The sequence below is a fragment of the Erwinia sp. CGal63 genome (genome assembly GCF_037026505.1).
Classification (GTDB): Bacteria; Pseudomonadota; Gammaproteobacteria; order Enterobacterales; family Enterobacteriaceae; genus Erwinia.
In genome coordinates this window covers 902367-920496 of the sequence record NZ_JAKUMN010000001.1, presented here as the reverse complement: position 1 = coordinate 920496, position 18130 = coordinate 902367, and the positions used below count along the sequence as shown (strand labels likewise).

General features: G+C 56.9%; 15 protein-coding genes. 6 read left to right on the top strand and 9 right to left on the bottom strand.

The window, feature by feature from the left end; genetic code table 11:
* The first annotated feature begins 18 nt into the window (after positions 1-18).
* The 3 genes from MKZ79_RS04145 to MKZ79_RS04135 all read left to right on the top strand — a co-directional run bounded on the left by MKZ79_RS04145 (position 19) and on the right by MKZ79_RS04135 (position 3220).
* Positions 19-1506 (top strand): carboxypeptidase M32, encoded by a 1488-nt coding sequence (locus MKZ79_RS04145; protein WP_336140334.1) that lies wholly within the window; start codon positions 19-21, stop codon positions 1504-1506.
* Positions 1507-1656: 150 nt separating this feature from the next.
* Positions 1657-2166, top strand: a complete 510-nt coding sequence (gene asr, locus MKZ79_RS04140; RefSeq protein WP_336140333.1) for an acid resistance repetitive basic protein Asr — start codon at positions 1657-1659, stop codon at positions 2164-2166.
* 259 nt (positions 2167-2425) lie between these two features.
* Complete coding sequence (locus tag MKZ79_RS04135) at positions 2426-3220, top strand: trypsin-like serine peptidase (RefSeq protein WP_336140332.1); 795 nt, start codon at positions 2426-2428, stop codon at positions 3218-3220.
* 31 nt (positions 3221-3251) lie between these two features.
* Here MKZ79_RS04135 and hrpA read toward each other — a convergent pair whose 3' ends face one another.
* A complete protein-coding gene (hrpA, locus tag MKZ79_RS04130; protein ID WP_336140331.1) occupies positions 3252-7148 on the bottom strand; it encodes an ATP-dependent RNA helicase HrpA in 3897 nt (1298 codons plus the stop codon).
* A gap of 226 nt (positions 7149-7374) precedes the next feature.
* Between hrpA and MKZ79_RS04125 the strand changes: the two genes are divergently transcribed.
* Positions 7375-7980: an FMN-dependent NADH-azoreductase gene (locus MKZ79_RS04125; RefSeq protein WP_336140330.1), complete on the top strand. Its 606-nt coding sequence runs from the start codon at positions 7375-7377 to the stop codon at positions 7978-7980.
* A gap of 42 nt (positions 7981-8022) precedes the next feature.
* On the opposite strand, the gene MKZ79_RS04120 is transcribed toward MKZ79_RS04125, so the two are convergent.
* Both MKZ79_RS04120 and MKZ79_RS04115 read right to left on the bottom strand, forming a co-directional pair.
* A complete protein-coding gene (locus tag MKZ79_RS04120) occupies positions 8023-8214 on the bottom strand; it encodes a YnbE family lipoprotein (protein WP_336140329.1) in 192 nt (63 codons plus the stop codon).
* Positions 8211-10823 (bottom strand): YdbH family protein, encoded by a 2613-nt coding sequence (locus tag MKZ79_RS04115; protein WP_336141340.1) that lies wholly within the window; start codon positions 10821-10823, stop codon positions 8211-8213. The genes MKZ79_RS04120 and MKZ79_RS04115 overlap by 4 nt, the downstream gene beginning before the upstream one ends.
* A 172-nt stretch (positions 10824-10995) precedes the next feature.
* Between MKZ79_RS04115 and MKZ79_RS04110 the strand changes: the two genes are divergently transcribed.
* Positions 10996-11988 (top strand): 2-hydroxyacid dehydrogenase, encoded by a 993-nt coding sequence (locus MKZ79_RS04110; RefSeq protein WP_336140328.1) that lies wholly within the window; start codon positions 10996-10998, stop codon positions 11986-11988.
* A gap of 6 nt (positions 11989-11994) precedes the next feature.
* On the opposite strand, the gene MKZ79_RS04105 is transcribed toward MKZ79_RS04110, so the two are convergent.
* Positions 11995-12267 carry a putative hemolysin gene (locus MKZ79_RS04105; RefSeq protein WP_336140327.1) on the bottom strand — a complete coding sequence of 91 codons (273 nt, stop codon included), beginning with the start codon at positions 12265-12267 and terminating at the stop codon, positions 11995-11997.
* A 376-nt stretch (positions 12268-12643) separates the two neighbouring features.
* On the opposite strand from MKZ79_RS04105, the gene MKZ79_RS04100 reads away from it, so the two are divergent.
* Positions 12644-12931, top strand: coding sequence for a putative quinol monooxygenase (locus MKZ79_RS04100; RefSeq protein ID WP_336140326.1), 288 nt, complete (start codon positions 12644-12646; stop codon positions 12929-12931).
* Positions 12932-13033: 102 nt separating this feature from the next.
* On the opposite strand, the gene dbpA is transcribed toward MKZ79_RS04100, so the two are convergent.
* The 5 genes from dbpA to zntB all read right to left on the bottom strand — a co-directional run bounded on the left by dbpA (position 13034) and on the right by zntB (position 17906).
* Positions 13034-14413 carry an ATP-dependent RNA helicase DbpA gene (dbpA, locus tag MKZ79_RS04095; protein ID WP_336140325.1) on the bottom strand — a complete coding sequence of 460 codons (1380 nt, stop codon included), beginning with the start codon at positions 14411-14413 and terminating at the stop codon, positions 13034-13036.
* Positions 14414-14582: 169 nt separating this feature from the next.
* A complete protein-coding gene (locus MKZ79_RS04090) occupies positions 14583-15209 on the bottom strand; it encodes a replication protein P (RefSeq protein WP_336140324.1) in 627 nt (208 codons plus the stop codon).
* A 241-nt stretch (positions 15210-15450) separates the two neighbouring features.
* On the bottom strand, positions 15451-16344 hold the full coding sequence (gene ttcA / locus MKZ79_RS04085; RefSeq protein WP_336140323.1) for a tRNA 2-thiocytidine(32) synthetase TtcA: 894 nt from the start codon (positions 16342-16344) through the stop codon (positions 15451-15453).
* A gap of 144 nt (positions 16345-16488) precedes the next feature.
* A complete protein-coding gene (gene ynaL / locus MKZ79_RS04080) occupies positions 16489-16644 on the bottom strand; it encodes a proline-rich small protein YnaL (protein ID WP_336140322.1) in 156 nt (51 codons plus the stop codon).
* A gap of 278 nt (positions 16645-16922) precedes the next feature.
* The gene (gene zntB / locus MKZ79_RS04075) at positions 16923-17906 is read right to left on the bottom strand and encodes a zinc transporter ZntB (protein ID WP_336140321.1); all 984 of its coding nucleotides are present in this window, start codon (positions 17904-17906) and stop codon (positions 16923-16925) included.
* Positions 17907-18130: the final 224 nt, after the last annotated feature.

Below are 18130 nucleotides of genomic sequence, written 5' to 3'. Positions count from 1 at the left end.
ATGACTAAAAGGATATCTATGTCATCCGCCTATGCCAATCTGACCAAAACCTTCACCCGTCTTTCCCGCTTCGGCCATCTCTCCGCCATCGCCGGCTGGGATATGATGACCATGATGCCGCCGGGCGGCAGCAGCGCTCGCGGCGCGGCGCTGGCCGAACTGAGCGTGTTGCGCCACGAAATCCTGACCGATAAAAGCGTCGGCCAGTGGCTGGCTCAGGCCGAAGGCGAAGAGTTAAACGACGTTGAGCGCGCCAACCTGCTGGAGATGCGCCGCGCTTATGACCAGGCTGCCCTGCTTCCCGCCTCGCTGGTCGAGGAGAAGTCGATCGTGGGCGCCCGCTGCGAACATGCCTGGCGCCAGCAGCGTCCCGCCAACGACTGGCAGGGTTTCGCTGCCAATCTGAAAGAGGTTGTGAAGCTGAGCCGTCAGGAAGCCGAACTGCGCGCGCAGGCAAACGGCTGTTCCCGCTACGACGCGCTGTTGGATCTTTATGAGCCGGGCATGACCGCCGCTAAGCTGGACAGCACTTTCGGCGAGCTGAAAACGTGGCTGCCGTCGCTGCTGAGCCGCATTGTGGAGAAGCAGTCGCGGCAGCCGGTCGCCGTGCCGGTCGGCCCGTTCGCCGTAGAGTCACAGCAGCAGCTGGGCCTGGCGCTGATGAAGACGCTTAATTTCGACTTCAACGCCGGTCGTCTCGACGTCAGCGCGCATCCGTTCTGCGGCGGCGTGCCGGAAGATGTCCGTATCACTACCCGCTATAACGCCAACGAATTTATCAGCGCCATGATGGGCGTGATCCATGAAACCGGCCACGCCTGCTACGAGCAAAATCTGCCGAAGCAGTGGGCTGGTCAGCCGGTGGCGCTGGCGCGTTCGACCGCCATTCATGAATCGCAGAGCCTTTTTTTTGAGAAGCAGCTGGGCCGCAGCGCCGAGTTTTTAAGTCTGCTGCTGCCGCAGGTCAGGACGCTGATGGGCGATTGTGCGGAACTGGAAGAAGCGAACTTTATTGCGCTGAACCAGCGCGTTAAGCCAGGCCTGATCCGCGTGGACGCTGATGAGGTAAGCTATCCGGCACACGTTATCCTGCGTTATGAAATCGAGCGCGCGCTGATGGAAGGCGAGATTGAAGTCGACGATATTCCGACGCTGTGGCAGGAGAAGATGCAGGCGCTGCTGGGCCTGGATACCAGCGGCAACTACCGCGACGGCTGTATGCAGGATATCCACTGGACGGATGGTTCGTTCGGCTACTTCCCGACCTACACGCTGGGCGCGATGTATGCGGCGCAGCTTTTCCACAGCGTGAAAAAGGCGCTGCCACAGGTGCACAGCGATATCCGCGAAGGTAATCTACAGCCGATCTTCGACTGGTTAAAACAGAATATCTGGCAGCACGGCAGCCGTTTCAGCACGCGCCAGCTGATTGAAAACGCTACCGGCGAAGACCTCAATCCACGCTATTTCCGGCAGCATCTGGAAAACCGCTATCTGCATAACTGATGTTTGGAAGCCCGTCGCCCTGACGGGCTTTGTACATTCGGTAACACGCCGATACCAATCACTCACGGAAAGCCGTACGCCCTTCCCTTATAGTCTCTTCACCGGCCCCGCAGTGGGCTGACAATGAAATAACACTTTGAGGGTTGTGAAATGAAAAAATTATTCGCTCTGGTTGTAGCCGCTGCTATGGGTATCTCTTCAGCTGCTTTCGCCGCTGAAACCACCGCCGCGCCAGCCACTACTGCGCCAGCTGCTGCTACTACCGCTGCACCAGCGCACGCTGCCAAACATCACAAGGCGCACAAGAAAGTTGCTCAGAAAGCTCAGGCGGCTAAAAAGCACAAAAAAGCCGCTAAGCCAGCAGCACAGAAAGCGCAGGCTGCTAAAAAAGCTCACAAAAAAGTAGCTAAACCAGCTGCTCAGAAAGCTCAGGCTGCCAAGAAAGTTCACCACAAGAAAGCCGCTAAGCCAGCAGCACAGAAAGCTCAGGCTGCCAAGAAAGTACACCACAAGAAAGCCGCTAAGCCAGTAGCGCAGAAAGCTCAGGCTGCAAAGAAAGTGCACCACAAGAAAGCCGCTAAGCCAGTAGCGCAGAAAGCTCAGGCCGCTAAGAAAGTGCACCACAAGAAAACGGCTAAAGCCGCTGCACCTAAAGCTTAATCGCCTTCAGCGAGTCCCTTAGATTGTTAACTCAAACACCCGGTTCAGCCGGGTGTTTCTTTCCTGGAGTATCGGATGATGGTGCGTCGCTATTTATTCGAAATTATCCTGGGCCTGATGATTATCTGCGGCGTTGTCGCCTTTTCATTTTATCTTTAATAGCCGTAGCCTGCTGATTTTTAAATTAAACTTCCTTTTTACCGCCAGCCGACTATAGTTATATCCACCTGCGGTTTTACTTCTCCATTCAGAGAGAGACATGCGCCTGAAAGCTGTATTTTTAATGGGATGTTTGGCCTTTTCATTTTGCGCCGCTGCCGAAAGCGAGCAGGATGTCAGAACGCTGTTTTTCGGCAAAGACGATCGCCATCCGGTAAGCGAAACCACCAGCCAGCCCTGGGAAGCGATAGGCCAGCTGGAAACCCTCAGCGGCAATTTATGCAGCGCTACCCTGATTTCTCCCCATTTAGCCCTGACCGCCGGACACTGTTTGCTGGCGCCGCCGGGCAAGATCGATAAAGTTGTCGCGCTCCGTTTTATCGGTCATGACGGCGACTGGCGCTATGAAATTCACGATGTCGAAACGCGTGTCGATCCCGCTTTAGGTAAAAAGCTTAAGGCTGACGGCGACGGCTGGATCGTCCCTTCTTCAGCCGCGCCTTATGATTACGGGCTGGTTGTGCTGCACAATCCACCGTCCGGTATCACGCCGGTACCGCTGTTTGACGGCAGCCGCAGCGATCTGACCGCCGCCCTGAAAACGCAGCAGCGCCGTGTTACCCAGGCGGGCTATCCGGAAGATCATCTTGATACGCTCTACTCGCACAGCAACTGCCTGATTACTGGCTGGGCGCAAAAGAATGTGCTGTCGCACCAGTGCGATACCCTGCCCGGAGACAGCGGTTCGCCGCTGCTGCTGAAAAGCGACGATGGCTGGCGACTGATCGCGGTACAGAGTTCCGCACCGGCGGCAAAAGATCGTTATGAAGCGGACAACCGCGCTATCGCCGTGACCGCTTTTCGTGACAATCTGCAGGCGCTGGCGCAGGAATAACGCGCGTTAACCGGCCTTCCCTGGCCGGTTGTTACACCACAATTTCGTCCATCGCCTGCTGGATGCGCTTTTCCGACACCGGATAAGGCGTTCCAAGCTGCTGTGCGAAGTAGCTAACGCGCAGCTCCTCGATCATCCAGCGTATTTCTTTCACGTCCTCGTCATCGCGCCGCACCGGCGGCAGCTTGTTGAACCACGTCTGCCACGCCTGCTGGATTTTATCGACCTTGACCATTCTGGCGCGATCGCTATGCGGATCGACCGGCAGCTTTTCCAGCCGCCGCTCAATCGCCTGCAGATAGCGCAGCGTATCGCCAAGCTTTTTCCAGCCGTTGCCGGTCACAAAACCGCGATAGACAAGGCCGTTCATCTGCGCCTTGATATCGGAAAGCGCCAGCGCCATGGTCATGTCCACGCGCCCTTTCAGCCGCTTGTTGATATTGAACACCGCCGTCAGGATCTGCTCGACTTTTTTCGCAATATCCACCACCGTTTCATTCAGCTCGGCCCGCACTTTTTCATGCAGCTGCTGGAATCCCTCTTCACGCCAGGTTGGGCCGCCATATTCCGCAATCAGCTTGTCCACGCCGCAGGCGATACAGTCATCAATCAGATCCAGCACCTTGCCGTAAGGATTGAAATAGAGCCCCAGCTTGGCTTTGTTGGGCAGCTTCTCATGCAGATATTTAATCGGCGACGGAATGTTCAGCAGCAGCAGCCTGCGCTGGCCGCGCCACATCGCTTTTTTCTGCTCGTGCTCGGAATCAAACAGGCGAATCGCCACGCTCTCTTTTTCATCCACCAGCGCCGGCCAGGCCTTAACGCTGTAGCTGCCGCGCTTCTGTTCGAAATGGTCAGGCAGATCGCCAAAGCTCCAGATATGCAGGCCGCTCTGCTCCAGCCCGTCATCCGCCACCAGCGACAGCGTTTCCTGCACTTTGGCCTTTAGCTGCTCTTTCAGCGCGGCCAGATCGCGCCCTTCAGCCAGCTTGCGGTTGCGATCGTCCACAACGCGGAACGTCATTTTCAGATGATCGGGCACCTGATCCCACTGCCAGGCTTCACGTTCGATAGTGACGCCGCTCATTCGACGGAATTCCCGTTCCAGCGCCTCCATTAGCGGCAGCTCCAGCGGCGTGGCGCGCGCCAGGAAGGCGTCCGCATAGTTGGGCGCCGGCACAAAGTTACGGCGTAACGGTTTCGGCAGCGACTTAATCAGTGCGACGATCAGCTCCCGACGCACGCCGGGGATTTGCCACTCAAAGCCTTTCTCCTCTACCTGATTCAGCAGCGGCAGCGGAATATGGACGGTAACGCCATCCGCGTCAGTGCCCGGTTCAAACTGGTAGCTCAGCTTGAGTTTCAGGTTGCCCTGCTGCCAGAAGTTGGGATAGTCGAGCTTGCTGATATTCTCCGCGCCCTCGCGGATTAGCATCTCTTTAGCGAAATTAAGCAGCTCGGGCTGCTCGCGGCTCGCTTTTTTCCACCAGCTGTCGAAATGGCGGGCAGAGATAACCTCATGCGGAATGCGCTGGTCGTAAAAGGCGAACAGCGTTTCGTCGTCCACCAGGATATCGCGACGGCGCGACTTATGTTCCAGCTCCTCAACTTCTTCGCGAAGTTTGAGATTGGCGCGGAAAAAGGCGTGGCGCGTCTGCCAGTCGCCCTCAACCAGCGCGTGGCGGATAAACAGCTCGCGCGACAGCACCGGATCGATCGGGCCATAGTTCACCTTGCGCGCCGCGACGATCGGCAAGCCGTAGAGAGTGACTTTTTCGCTGGCCATCACCGCGCCCTGGCTTTTCTCCCAGTGCGGTTCGCTGTAGCTGCGTTTGATCAGATGCTGCGCCAGCGGCTCGATCCATTCCGGTTCGATACGGGCGGCGATACGACCCCAAAGGCGGCTGGTTTCCACCAGTTCGGCGACCATCGTCCATTTCGGCGGCTTTTTAAATAGGCCGGAACCGGGAAAAATAGAGAAGCGGGCGTTACGCGCGCCGGAATACTCCTGCTTTTCAACATCTTTCTGGCCGATATGGGAGAGCAAGCCGGTCAGCAGCGCGGTATGCACGCCCCTGAAATCCGCCGGCTCGCTGTTCAGCGGAATGCCCTGTTCCCGCACCACCTGGCGCAGCTGCGTATAGATATCCTGCCATTCGCGTACGCGCAGATAGTTCAGATAATCGGTTTTACACAGCCGACGGAACTGGCTGGAAGAGAGCGCTTTTTGCTGCTCCTGCAGGTAGTTCCAGAGATTGACGAAGGAGAGGAAATCGGACTCTTTATCGGCGAAACGGCGATGTTTTTCGTCCGAAGCCTGCTGCCTGTCGACCGGACGCTCGCGCGGGTCCTGAATGGAAAGCGCGGCGGCGATAATCATCACTTCACGAGTACAGGCGTATTTCTGCGCCTCCAGCACCATTTTCGCCAGGCGCGGATCGACCGGCAGCTGCGCCAGCGTGCGGCCGGAAGGCGTCAGCCTGTAACGCTCGTTATCCAGCGTGATTGCGCCCAGCTCTTCCAGCAGCTTAACGCCGTCCTGAATATTGCGCTTGTCCGGCGCTTCCACAAAAGGAAACGCGGCGATATCGCCCAGGCCCAGCGCGGTCATCTGCAGGATCACCGAAGCCAGGTTGGTGCGCAGAATTTCCGGATCGGTAAAGGCTGGCCGACTCAGAAAATCCTCTTCCGAGTAAAGCCGGATACAGATGCCTTCGGAGACGCGGCCGCAGCGCCCTTTACGCTGGTTGGCCGAAGCCTGAGAAATGGGCTCGATGGGCAGCCGCTGCACCTTAGTGCGGAAACTGTAGCGACTGATACGCGCCGTGCCGGGATCGATAACGTATTTGATGCCGGGCACGGTCAGCGAGGTTTCCGCCACGTTGGTCGCCAGCACGATACGTCGGCCGCTGTGCGGCTGAAAGACGCGGTTCTGTTCAGCATTAGAGAGGCGCGCGTAAAGCGGCAGAATTTCCGTGTGCGGCAGATCGCGACGGTTAAGCGCGTCGGCGGTATCGCGGATTTCTCTTTCGCCGCTCATAAAGATCAGGATATCGCCGCGGCTCTCCTGTCCCAGCTCGTCTACCGCGTCGAAAATCGCCTGCAGCTGATCGCGTTCGCTGTCGTCAGCCTCTTCCACTACAGGTCGGTAACGCACCTCCACCGGATAAGTGCGTCCCGAGACTTCAATTACCGGCGCGTTGTGGAAGTGCCGTGAGAAGCGCTGCGGATCTATGGTGGCCGAGGTGATGATGACTTTTAAATCGGGACGGCGCGGCAGCAGCTCGCGCAGGTAGCCCAGCAGAAAGTCGATATTCAGGCTGCGTTCGTGCGCCTCATCGATAATGATGGTGTCATACTGCATCAGCAGGCGATCCTGCTGGATCTCCGCCAGCAGGATGCCGTCGGTCATCAGCTTTACCTGCGTGGTTTCGCTGACCTGGTCGTTAAAGCGCACCTTGTAGCCGACGCAGCCGCCGAGCGAGGTTTCCAGCTCTGCCGCGATGCGATCGGCCACGGTTCTTGCCGCCAGCCGGCGCGGCTGTGTGTGGCCGATTAGCCCGACGATGCCGCGCCCCAGCTCCATGCAGATTTTTGGCAGCTGGGTGGTTTTGCCCGAGCCGGTTTCGCCCGCCACAATCACTACCTGATGATCGCGGATGGCTTCGGCAATCTCCTGCTTTTTCTGGCTAACCGGCAGGTTTTCCGGATAACGAATAGCGGGCGTGGCGGCTTTGCGCATGGCCACACGCTGTTCCGCCGCGGCGATGTCATTGCTCAGCTCTTCGGCGATAGCCTGCTGCGCAGCGGGATTTTTGACTTTTTTCGCGCCCTGCAGGCGCTTTTGCAGCCGCTGACGATCTCTGAGCATCAGCGCGTCCAGGCGCGGCAGCAGCGTCGTCAAAGGCGAACGGGGAGTATCAGACATAAAAGAGCTCGCTAATCGCCAGCAGGCTGGCGGAGAATAAAGTATGGGTGAAAAAATTTTGCGTAGTGTAGCACACTCAATTACTTAGCTTTGGCCGCGACGCAATAAGCTTGTTCAGTAAATTCGAACGCCGGCTTCAGAATATTGCGCTATCTCTGCGGCAAATTTGTCAATAGAGTGTAAGTCATTGAGCGAATACCTCTCCGCATAACACAGGAAATTCATTATGAGCAAAGTTTTAGTACTGAAATCGAGCATCCTTGCAGGCTACTCGCAGTCCAACCAGCTGGCCGATCACTTTGTCGCAGAGTGGAAAGCGGCGCACGGCGGCGATGAGATTGTTATCCGCGATCTGGCTGCAAACCCGATTCCGGTACTGGACGGTGAGCTGGTTGGCGCGCTGCGTCCTTCCGATGCCGCTCTGACCCCACGTCAGCAGGAAGCGCTGGCGCTTTCCGACGAGCTGATTGCTGAGATTCAGTCTGTGGATACCGTAGTTATTACGGCGCCGATGTACAATTTCAATATTCCAACGCAGTTAAAAAACTACTTTGACCTCATCGCCCGCGCCGGCGTGACTTTCCGCTATACCGAAAAAGGCCCGGAAGGCCTGATCAACGGCAAAAAAGTGATTATTATCACCAGCCGCGGCGGCATTCATAAAGATACCCCAAGCGATCTGCTGACGCCTTACCTGAAGCTGTTCCTGGGCTTCCTGGGCCTGACCGACGTGCAGTTCGTCTTCGCCGAAGGCATGGCCTACGGCCCGGAAGCGGCCACCAAAGCCAGCGAAGAGGCGAAAGCCGCGCTGCAGCAGCTGGTTAGCGCCTGAGCTTAGCTTCAGCCCGGAAAAGCAGCCGCCAGGCTGCTTTTTTTATTGCCGCAGCGGCGCATCCTCGCCGTTTTTCAGTAAGGTCTGCACGTTTTTATCCGCTTTGATCTCTATCTCATGCTCGATTTTGACGTTCATATTGATGGTAATCGGCTCTTTGGGCGCGGCGACCTCAATGCGCGGCACGCAGCCGCAGAGCAGCATCGCGACCAGGAGCGGCAGAGCTGTTTTCATTTCATATTTCCTTGTGCTGAGAGCGCGGCGTGCTGCTCTGTCCAGGATTGCAAATTATCGCCAAAGCGCAGGCTGCGCCAGAGCTGAAAAAGATTCTCCTGCTGGCTGTAGTTTAACGAAACGCGCTGCTTCTTATCGTTGAAGCGACTGGTACCGTTAACCTGGGCCGTCATGTGCATTTCGCCCTTGTTGTCGATATTCAGCGTGGCCCGACTGCGGGTAATTTCCATATAGCGCAGCCAGTCCATCGCCGCGCCCGCCGCGATATTGCCGGCGGCCAGCGCGTCGGCAAACTCTTTATCCAGCCGCAGCGTTAACGGGCCATTGTTGGCGACCCAGCCCTCTTTCACCAGCCAGGGAGAGTTTTCCAGCCACAGCGGCAGCGCGCCGTTGATATGGCCGGACATGGCGATTTTTTTCGGCTGAATGGCCGTAACCAGCTCGCTCATGCTGATATTTCTCAGCCGCAGCGTGGCCGCTTCGGTTTGCGGCAGCTGCAGGCTGACCAGGCTCAGCTCGCCGCCCAGCATCTCAACGCCGACGTTGCTTAAGCGCAGCGGTCGCGCGGCGCTCCACGGATACCAGCCCTGCAGATCGGCGTGAATATTTTGTAGCGCGAACTGGTTTTGTATCTGACGGATACGCAGCGAAACCGGACCTTTGGCGCCAAAGTACCACTGGTCGGCCTGCAGCCTGAACGGCAGAGAGAAATCGATGCCGCTAATCCGGTTGTCCGGCGTGCGTACGGCGCCGTCGCTGACCACCCAATGACCACCGGCGATTAATCCCTGGCCCGCCGCCGCTGAAAAAGCCGCCTGTGCTTTAAGCGTGCCGTCGCGAAGCGCCATTTTCAGATCTTCGCTCAGCAGCGACTGGAAAACTTGCAGCGACTGTTGCGGCCACCAGGCCTGGCCGCGCAGCCGCTCGCCGTCCCAGCGTCCTCGTAGCCGTACCGGGCCAATGGGATCGGCCGCCAGACTGCCGCTATAGAGAAAGTGAGCGGGATCGCTGCCGTTGACCTCCAGAGCCAGCTCGGCAGGCGGCAAATAGCCACCGTAATCGAAGCTGGTGCGCCTGGCGTTCAGTGAAAATTTGCCGACAAAAGAGGGATTCTCGCTGTCGTGCTGCCAGCGTACCGGCTCCGCCAGCGTCAGCCTGGGCGCCTCAACCGTGACGCCGCTATAGCGGATGCGATCGAATCCCGTGGAAAGCGAGGCCAGTTCAATTTGGCGATCCTGCCAGCTGCCGCGTCCTTTCACATCCCACTTCGCTGCCAGCGGCGCCAGCAGCCCGTCGCCCCAGTAGCGCCACAGCCAGCGGCCTTTATCCGGCCAGAAGTCCGTAGCCTGCCCGTCAAGATGAAGCCGGAATCGGCCCATCTGCGCATCGTGTGCGCTCAGGATCGCCTGTAAACGGCCGCCTATGCCTGCTGAAGAGACGGCGACGCCGGAAAGCGGCCAGCGCGCTTCGTCCACTTCCAGCGTCGAAAGCAGCCGCCCGCGCATGCGCAGCAGCGCGCCGGGTTTCAGCCGCAGTACCGGATCGAGCAGCGGCCCCTGCAGCTCGCCGGGAATGCCGGCGAAAAAGAGCAGCTGCGCCAGTTTGCTTTCGCCCGTCAGGCGGAAAGGCAGCTGGCTTTGCGTCCAGTCCAGATGGCCTGGCCCCAGCGACAGCACGACGTTGCCTTTGCCGCCGCGGCCCTGCGTCAGGACATTCAGACGACCGGCGACGCTCATAGCCGGCATTCCCTGCTGCCAGCCGTCCAGCGTCAGGCTCACCCCGCCAGAGAGCGGCTGCGCGGCATAGGGCCAGCGCCACTTACCCTGAGTGATGGCGATTTGCTGCGCTGTGACCTGCCACGGCAAAAGAAGCAGCGGCTCTTGCTGAGCCTGCGGCGTTATCGAGAGTGTCCCGCTGTTTTGCTGCCACTGCAGGCTGGCTAAAAGCGGTCTGTTTTCCATTTCCAGCGTGGCCGTCAGCGCGCCGCTGTCCGGTAAAGCGTCGGGGATTTCCGGTAGCAAAGCCGAGCCTTTGACGCTGATGGGCTGCGCTACTCCCGGCGCGGTCAGCGAAAGCGACTCCAGCATCAGCTGTCGCCCCGTCAGCTTAGCCTGCAGAGAGAGATTTTCGCCCTGCCAGCGGACAAGCTGTTGGCGCGGATCGAGGCTGAGCCGCAAAGCGCCTGACCAGCTCTGCCACGGCAACAGGCTGACCTGGCCAATCGAAACCTCCGCCTTTGGCAGCATCGCCTGCCATTCCGCCAGCGAACGCGGCGCGGCGGGCTGATCGCTGCTCTCTGCAAGGCGGCTGAAACAGGCGCTGTCGATCTGCAGCGCTTGCGCGCCCAGCGCCCAACGGCCGTTGTGTCGCCCCAGCGTCACGTCGCTTGCCGTGGCCAGCTCGCACTCGCCCGTGCGGTAGCGAATGCCGGGCAGCCAGACGGCGCCGTCTCGCCAGCCGGGATTACCGTCCAGACTGACGGTAGTCGCAGCAGGCAGCCATAGCCCCGCCAGGCGCGGCAGCCACCAGCTTAGCGTCAGCAGCAGCGCGCCGCTCACCATGCCGGCGGCGGCAATAGCGATGATAAAAAGCTTCCAGCCACGGGTCATGACTTCAGTCCCTTTTAAGTTAAGGCCATGAATCATGGCACGTCCTGCCCGTCGCGAGAAGATTTTCGCCGGTAAAAACCCTGTCAGAACGCTATTTTAAGACAGCGGCCGACTCTCGCTAAAGGCGAACTCTTGTTATGCTTACTTTGACCGACGGATACAGGAGAAAGGCATGAAACTCGCGGTATACAGTACCAAACAGTACGATCGGAAATATCTGGAGCAGGTGAACGAAAGCTATGGATTCGAGCTGGAGTATTTTGATTTCCTGCTGACCGCGCGCACGGCGAAAACGGCGATCGGCTGCGATGGCGTCTGTATTTTCGTTAACGATGATGGCAGTCGCGAAGTGCTGGAAGAGCTGGCGGAGCTGGGCGTGAAATTTATCGCCCTGCGCTGCGCTGGCTTTAACAATGTCGACCTGGAAGCGGCAAAAGAGCTGGGTCTGAAGGTTGTGCGCGTACCGGCTTATTCACCCGAGGCGGTCGCTGAACATGCTGTCGGCCTGATGATGACACTGAACCGCCGCATTCACCGGGCTTATCAGCGAACCCGCGACGCTAACTTCTCACTGGAAGGCCTGATCGGCTTTAACATGCATGGCCGTACCGCCGGCATTATCGGCACGGGTAAAATCGGCATCGCCACGCTGCGCATTCTGAAAGGATTTGGTATGCGGCTGCTGGCTTTCGACCCCTATCCCAGCCAGCAGGCGCTGGAGCTTGGCGCCAGCTATGTCGATCTCAAAACCCTGTTCCGGGAAGCCGACGTGATTTCGCTGCACTGCCCGCTAACGCCAGAGAACAACCACTTACTCAATATGGCGGCTTTTCAGCAGATGAAAGACGGCGTGATGATTATCAACACCAGCCGGGGCGGCCTTATCGACTCGCAGGCGGCAATTGACGCGCTAAAAATGCAGAAAATCGGCTCGCTGGGTATGGATGTGTATGAAAACGAGCGTGACCTCTTTTTTGAAGATAAATCCAACGATGTGATTCAGGACGATATCTTCCGTCGCCTTTCCGCCTGTCATAACGTGCTGTTCACCGGCCATCAGGCTTTTCTGACGGCGGAAGCCCTGACCAGCATCGCCGCCACCACGCTGCAAAATCTGCGGCAGCTGGAAAACGGCGAACACTGTGATAACGAGCTGACCGGCTAAGGAATGCTAACGGGCGCAGCTGCCGCTGGCGAGCGCGCTTTCGCCGCAGCGGCGTCCGTTAGCCAGCTGACACATGCCTATGGCGCTGCCGTCCAGCTGACGCGACAGCGCCAGCGTGCCGCCGGCGTTTTCACAGGCGCTGGCCGCCAGATCGGACATCACTACTTTGGCCGGTACGTGGGCGCTGGTCGCCTGCTGGGGCGGTTCGTTGTCGTCGTTGCTGCTGCTGCAGCCGGCAAGCAGCACGCAGCCAGCCAGCAGAAAAATCGCTGCTCTCATCAAAAAACTCCGGAAGGTGGACAGGCGTGGGTCAGCATAAGCCAGGTTTTTATCAGGGTCGAGCGCAGTCACGAATATTTACTAAATTAAAAATAATGAATGGCAATAGCTGCTGCTCTTATTTTTATTCGGTAATCTCCATCAGTGACAGTGTCACATCAAGCGCGTTTTTGGCTTAATGACCAGCCTGAGTAGCGTGACGTTGTCACTAACGCCCTTTGTTGCTGGTTGTCATTGCGTGCGATAATGCTGAAGCGGCGCTGAATAAAAACGGTAAAGGCCTGAACAGCCAGTTATTCTGTGGCATGATATTATTCACTCTTCGACAACTGTCACAGCAGCCGGATTAAACCAGGTTTTATCTAAGGAGATCGAAATGAGCGACAAACATGTGCGTATCGTGGCGAAATTTACCGCCAGAGCGGGTAAAGCGGACGAGCTGAAGAAAGTGCTGAACGCAGGCGTCAAACCGGCGCGCGCGGAAGAAGGCTGTCTCCACTACGATTTGTATCGCAGCGTGGAAGACGGCAACGTCTATCTTTTTCATGAAACCTGGCAGGACGCGCAGGCCGTAGAGATCCACGGCAGTCAGCCGCACTTTAAGACGCTGATGGCGGATGCCGAACCGCTGCTGGCGCAGCCGCCGGAAGTAGTGAAGTTTTAATCCAGCCTTTGTAAGAATGCCGCCTGCATGTAACCCGTAGCAAATGCGCCTTGACGTACCGGCGCGCTTTGCGGGCGGCAGCTTCACCGCCCACAGTCCTTGTTATTTCAGCAGCCGCGCGCGGCAGTTTTTGCCTTTAATTTTTAACTGTTGCAGCTGCTTCATTACCTGACGAGCGCTCTCATGACGGATAGCAACATAGGCCTGGGTCGGCGCAAGATCGATTTTACCGATAGCCTCGCCGCTCAGCCCCGCTTCACCCGTTAGCGCGCCCAGAATATCGCCCGGACGAATTTTCGCCTTGCGGCCGCCATCAAGGCTTAACGTCACCATTTCCGCCGGCAGCGGACGCGACGCGACGCCGGTCAGCTCTGAGACGCTGTGCCAGCTCAGCTTTTGCTGCAGAAAATCCTCCAGCGCATGGGCGCGGATCATCTCGTCCGGCGCCACCAGGCTGACCGCCGTCCCTTCCGCACCCGCGCGCGCCGTGCGGCCAATGCGATGTACGTGTACTTCCGGGTCGTATGAAAGCTGATAGTTGACCACCATCGCCAGCGCTTTGATATCCAGACCGCGCGCGGCGACGTCCGTCGCCACCAGCACACGGCAGCTGCCGTTGGCGAAGCGGATCAGCACCTGATCGCGGTCACGCTGCTCCAGGTCGCCATGCAGGGCCAGCGCGCTGATCTGCTGCGCTGACAGCGCATCAGCGATATCGTCGCACTCGCGTTTGGTATTGCAAAACACCACGCAGGATGAAGGTTGTTTGTCGCTAAGCAAGCCGATTAGCGCCGACAGTTTTGTACGCGCGCCAGCCTCATAGAAGCGCTGCTCTACTGCGGGCAGATCACTGACGACATCTGTTTCCACGCTCAGCGGTTCGCGCTGAATACGCTGGCTAATCTGCGCAATGTCCTGCGGCCAGGTGGCAGAGAAAAGCAGCGTCTGTCGCTCAGGCGGCGTGTAGCTGACAATCGCGTCGATATCTTCACGGAAGCCCATCTCCAGCATACGATCGGCTTCATCCAGCACCAGCGTTGCCAGACGATCCAGCTGCAGGGTTTCGCGCTTGAGGTGGTCGAGAATACGTCCCGGCGTGCCGACAACGATATGTGGCGCATGCACCAGCGAGTCACGCTGGGCGCCCATCGGCTGGCCGCCGCACAGGGTCAGGATTTTGATATTGGCGGTAAAACGCGCCAGGCGACGCAGCTCTTTGGCCACCTGATCGGCCAGCTCGCGCGTTGGGCAAAGCACCAGCGACTGGGTAACAAACTGCGCGGCGTCGATATGCTGCATCACGCCCAGGCCGAAAGCGGCCGTTTTGCCGCTGCCCGTTTTCGCCTGCGCACGCACGTCGCGGCCTGCGAGGATGGCGGGCAGCGACGCCGCCTGAATGGGCGTCATGGTGTGGTAGCCCAGCTCGTTAAGGTTGGCGATCTGGCTGGCTGGCAGGGAAGTCAGGGTTGAAAAAGCGCTCACAAATTACTCTCTGAAAAACCGGAGGAGGGATTGGCGCTGAGTGTAGCAGAAAAGCGCTGGCGAAGGTTACTGCCGCGTACGTCGCCATGCTGCCTGTGTCAGGCGGCAGCGGTTAAAGCTGCTTGATATTGTCTTCGTTAACGATAGTTCCGAAATAAAACGCTGACTGTTATTTTTTCTTTTTATGGTAAGCGTTTATTAATATCTGTGCTGGTGTTAACTCATTCATATTAACAGGTGGTGCGATCTGCGCGCGTATAGCAGGTACTACACCACCAGCACGAATCTTTTTTTCCCATTCCTGTAAAAGCGAAGCAGCCAACTTCTTTAATTCATTTTCCGTTAATTTCTGTTCGATACCGATACGTTTTAACTCGATACAGATATGATAAAGCACCGGATGACGCCATGGGAATGTTTCAGTGCTGGTATAACGCCATTGATCTTTTCGCCATTGATTATATTCTCTCATGATATCTTTTGTAGATAATCCTGAAATACCGCCACCCGCCTCGGCTACTAGCGCGACAAATTCGGCAAAATCAGGCGGCCAGGAATTGCCACCCGCACAGCGCTCTATGCAGGCTTTCCCCACCAGAGAAAGCTGTTCAGGACTCATTGCACCAATCTGAATTTCCCACAGTTGGCTGGGCCGATTGCCATTTTTTGTGATCCAGCGGTTGGCGTAGATTCTGGTCATCAAATCCCATAACCGCCACGCCGGAGACTCGGTATTGCCTGCAAAAGCATTATTCTGCTCGCTGGTTTTTTCCCAAGGTCTGCGATAAAAATCCATTTCCTTTCATCACCATTGATTAATATATCCACTCATCTATTTCTATAACAAGTTTTATCGCGTGACAACACAATTGTTGAATTAATTTTTCCTACTCAAGAATAGATAAGGAGTTTTATATCGCCTTCGCCTCACCTAAATTTATTTAATAAGTAAATACAGGAAATCGATAGCTGGGAAAATCAGCCTAAAACTTTAGTGAAAAATGATATGATTTAAGGGAAGCAAGCTTCCCTTATTTTCAAATATTAGTGACGTCGATAAACATCGACTTATCGATATTGGTAGAGGAAACCGTCGCCTCGGTAAAGGCGTACTCTTCTCTCTCGCCTTCGCGATCCAGCGGCAGGTTCACAAAGTCGAACAGGTTACGATCCGCCAGCTGGCTTGGGCTGACGTTCTGCAGCGACTTAAACACGCTCTCCACGCGGCCCGGCTCTTTTTTGTCCCATTCAGCGAGCATCGCTTTAATCGCCTGACGCTGCAGGTTCTCCTGCGAGCCGCAAAGATTGCAGGGAATAATCGGGAAATTTTTCTGCTCGGACCAGGCGATAAGATCTTTTTCGCGGCAGTAGGCCAGCGGCCGAATTACAACGTTGCGGCCATCGTCGGAGCGCAGCTTAGGCGGCATCGCTTTCATGCGCGCGCCGTGGAAGATATTCAGAAACAGCGTTTCCACGATATCGTCCAGATGATGGCCCAGCGCGATTTTCGTGGCGCCTATGCGTTCTGCGAACGAGTAAAGCGTGCCGCGACGCAGTCGAGAACAGAGCCCGCAGGTGGTCTTACCTTCCGGAATTTTTTCTTTTACTACGGAATAAGTATCTTTATCCACGATGTAGTAAGGAATGTTCAGGCTTTCGAAATAGTCCGGTAGGATATGCTCGGGAAAGCCAGGCTGTTTCTGGTCGAGGTTGACCGCCACCACGTCGAACTTTATCGGCGCAACCTTTTGCAGATTAAGCAGAATATCCAGCATAGCGAAGGAGTCTTTGCCGCCGCTCATGCAGGCCATCACCACGTCGTTCTCTTCGATCATGTTGTAATCAATGATGGCGTTGCCGACGTTTCTTCTGAGACGCTTTTGCAGTTTGTTGAACTCGAGCGTCTCTTTTCTTGTATCAGTCTGATTCATAAATACTTATTGCACCGTACGGTCAAACCGGCGGCGGGTTTCCTGGTTGGGCGTTGGACTGTCGCGGATTATACGGGTTTTTAACTGAGGTGGAAATATTCGGCAAGCGTGCAAAAAGGCCGGTTGTGCTAACCGGCCTGGCCTTTACATATGCGGCGGCGGATCGGTGATGGGATCCGGCACGTCCGGCGGCGGATCGGGCATCGGCTGCGGTGTTGGAATCGGATCCGGAATCGGAACGGGATCGGTTGGAACCGGGTCGGAAGCTCGCGGTGTATCCATTACGTAGTCGGACAGCATATCTTCCTCCTTAAGCCTGTAGTGAACTTTAAGCATAGGCAGCGTCGCCGTTGCTGGCAAACGCGCAAAAAAAAGCCGGCTTGCGCCGGCTCGTATGAATTAAAAGTGCTATGCAGTAATTCAAAAAAGGAAGTAAGACAATATGGAGCGCAACGCCCATCGCTTGACGTTGCATTCACCTGCGAAAGAGAGTTTGCCCCAGCCGTCTGCTGATTTTATTGATATCGATCAGCTTTATGCCCCCTTTTTGCGCTTTATCGCCGCAGTACGGCAAGCAATTACAGCCATTTACGCCGACGCAACCACCAGGCAACACCCAGCACCAGCGCCACTAACAAAAAGCAGAAAGTGGCGAAGCCGAAGCGCCAGTTACCGCCGGGAATGCCGCCCAGGTTAACGCCGAACAGACCGGTGAGAAAGGTCGTCGGCAGGAAAACCATCGCCAGCAGCGACATGGTATAGGTGCGGCGATTCATCGCTTCCGCCATCACGGTGCTGATTTCATCCGCCAGCACCGCCGTACGGGCTACGCTGGCGTCCAGATCGTCCAGTCCGCGTCCCAGCCTGTCGGCGATATCCTGCATACGGCGCCGGTCGTCGTCGCTCATCCACGGCAGCCTTTCGCTGGCGATGCGTGAAAAAACGTCGCGCTGCGGCGCCATATAGCGGCGCATGATAATCAGCTGTTTGCGAATAAGCGCCAGTTCGCCTCTTGGCGGCACCTGCTGATCGACCACCGCATCCTCCAGCTCGATGATTTTATCGTGCAGATCCTCGATAAATTCGCTGGTGTGGTCGGTCAGCGCGTCGCAAACGTCCACCAGCCAGCTGCCGCCATTAACCGGCCCATTGCCGTTTTGCAGATCGGTTAACACCTCGTCGATGGCGAAAACTTTCCGCTGGCGAGTGGAAACAATCAGCTTTTCATTAATAAAGACGCGCACCACCACCAGCTGATCGGGACGCGATTCGCTGTTCAGGTTGACGCTGCGCAAGGTAATCATCGTGCCGTCGCCCAGCCGGTTGACTCTTGGCCGCATACTGTCGCCGCCCAGCGCGTCGCGCACGGCGTCCGGGATCAGCGGCGTGGACATCAGCCATTCCGCGCTCTCCCGATGGGTGTAATTAAGGTGTAGCCAGCAGGGCTTGTCACAGTGAATTACGTCTTTATCATCAATCGGAATCAGTCCGCCCTTTCCATCCAGCTGACAGGAAATAATGGCGTCTGATACCTGTAAGGCCTTGCCGGCGATGCTCTCCACAATGGCTCCACGCTAAGCATAATCAATGCGATACAGTCTAGCCTGCGCGCTAACCAAAGCAAAACTCCCTTTGCGGACGGCTGTTAAAAAGCGTGTCATTTTGCAAATAAAAGCCGATCGGCTTCACGATTCGAATAACGACCGGTTATGGCCGCTTGTTATTTTTCTGCGGTTGAGGAAATATCCAGACTGCTAATCAGGGTTGTCACTGTTTACGCAGGCAA

Coding starts and splice junctions, on each gene's coding strand:
- MKZ79_RS04135 (WP_336140332.1), top strand. CDS start 2,426: ATGCGCCTGAAAGCTGTATTTTTAATGGGATGTTTGGCCTTTTCATTT.
- MKZ79_RS04125 (WP_336140330.1), top strand. CDS start 7,375: ATGAGCAAAGTTTTAGTACTGAAATCGAGCATCCTTGCAGGCTACTCG.
- asr (WP_336140333.1), top strand. CDS start 1,657: ATGAAAAAATTATTCGCTCTGGTTGTAGCCGCTGCTATGGGTATCTCT.
- MKZ79_RS04090 (WP_336140324.1), bottom strand. CDS start 15,209: ATGGATTTTTATCGCAGACCTTGGGAAAAAACCAGCGAGCAGAATAAT.
- hrpA (WP_336140331.1), bottom strand. CDS start 7,148: ATGTCTGATACTCCCCGTTCGCCTTTGACGACGCTGCTGCCGCGCCTG.
- ttcA (WP_336140323.1), bottom strand. CDS start 16,344: ATGAATCAGACTGATACAAGAAAAGAGACGCTCGAGTTCAACAAACTG.
- MKZ79_RS04115 (WP_336141340.1), bottom strand. CDS start 10,823: ATGACCCGTGGCTGGAAGCTTTTTATCATCGCTATTGCCGCCGCCGGC.
- MKZ79_RS04120 (WP_336140329.1), bottom strand. CDS start 8,214: ATGAAAACAGCTCTGCCGCTCCTGGTCGCGATGCTGCTCTGCGGCTGC.
- MKZ79_RS04105 (WP_336140327.1), bottom strand. CDS start 12,267: ATGAGAGCAGCGATTTTTCTGCTGGCTGGCTGCGTGCTGCTTGCCGGC.
- MKZ79_RS04145 (WP_336140334.1), top strand. CDS start 19: ATGTCATCCGCCTATGCCAATCTGACCAAAACCTTCACCCGTCTTTCC.
- MKZ79_RS04110 (WP_336140328.1), top strand. CDS start 10,996: ATGAAACTCGCGGTATACAGTACCAAACAGTACGATCGGAAATATCTG.
- MKZ79_RS04100 (WP_336140326.1), top strand. CDS start 12,644: ATGAGCGACAAACATGTGCGTATCGTGGCGAAATTTACCGCCAGAGCG.
- ynaL (WP_336140322.1), bottom strand. CDS start 16,644: ATGCTGTCCGACTACGTAATGGATACACCGCGAGCTTCCGACCCGGTT.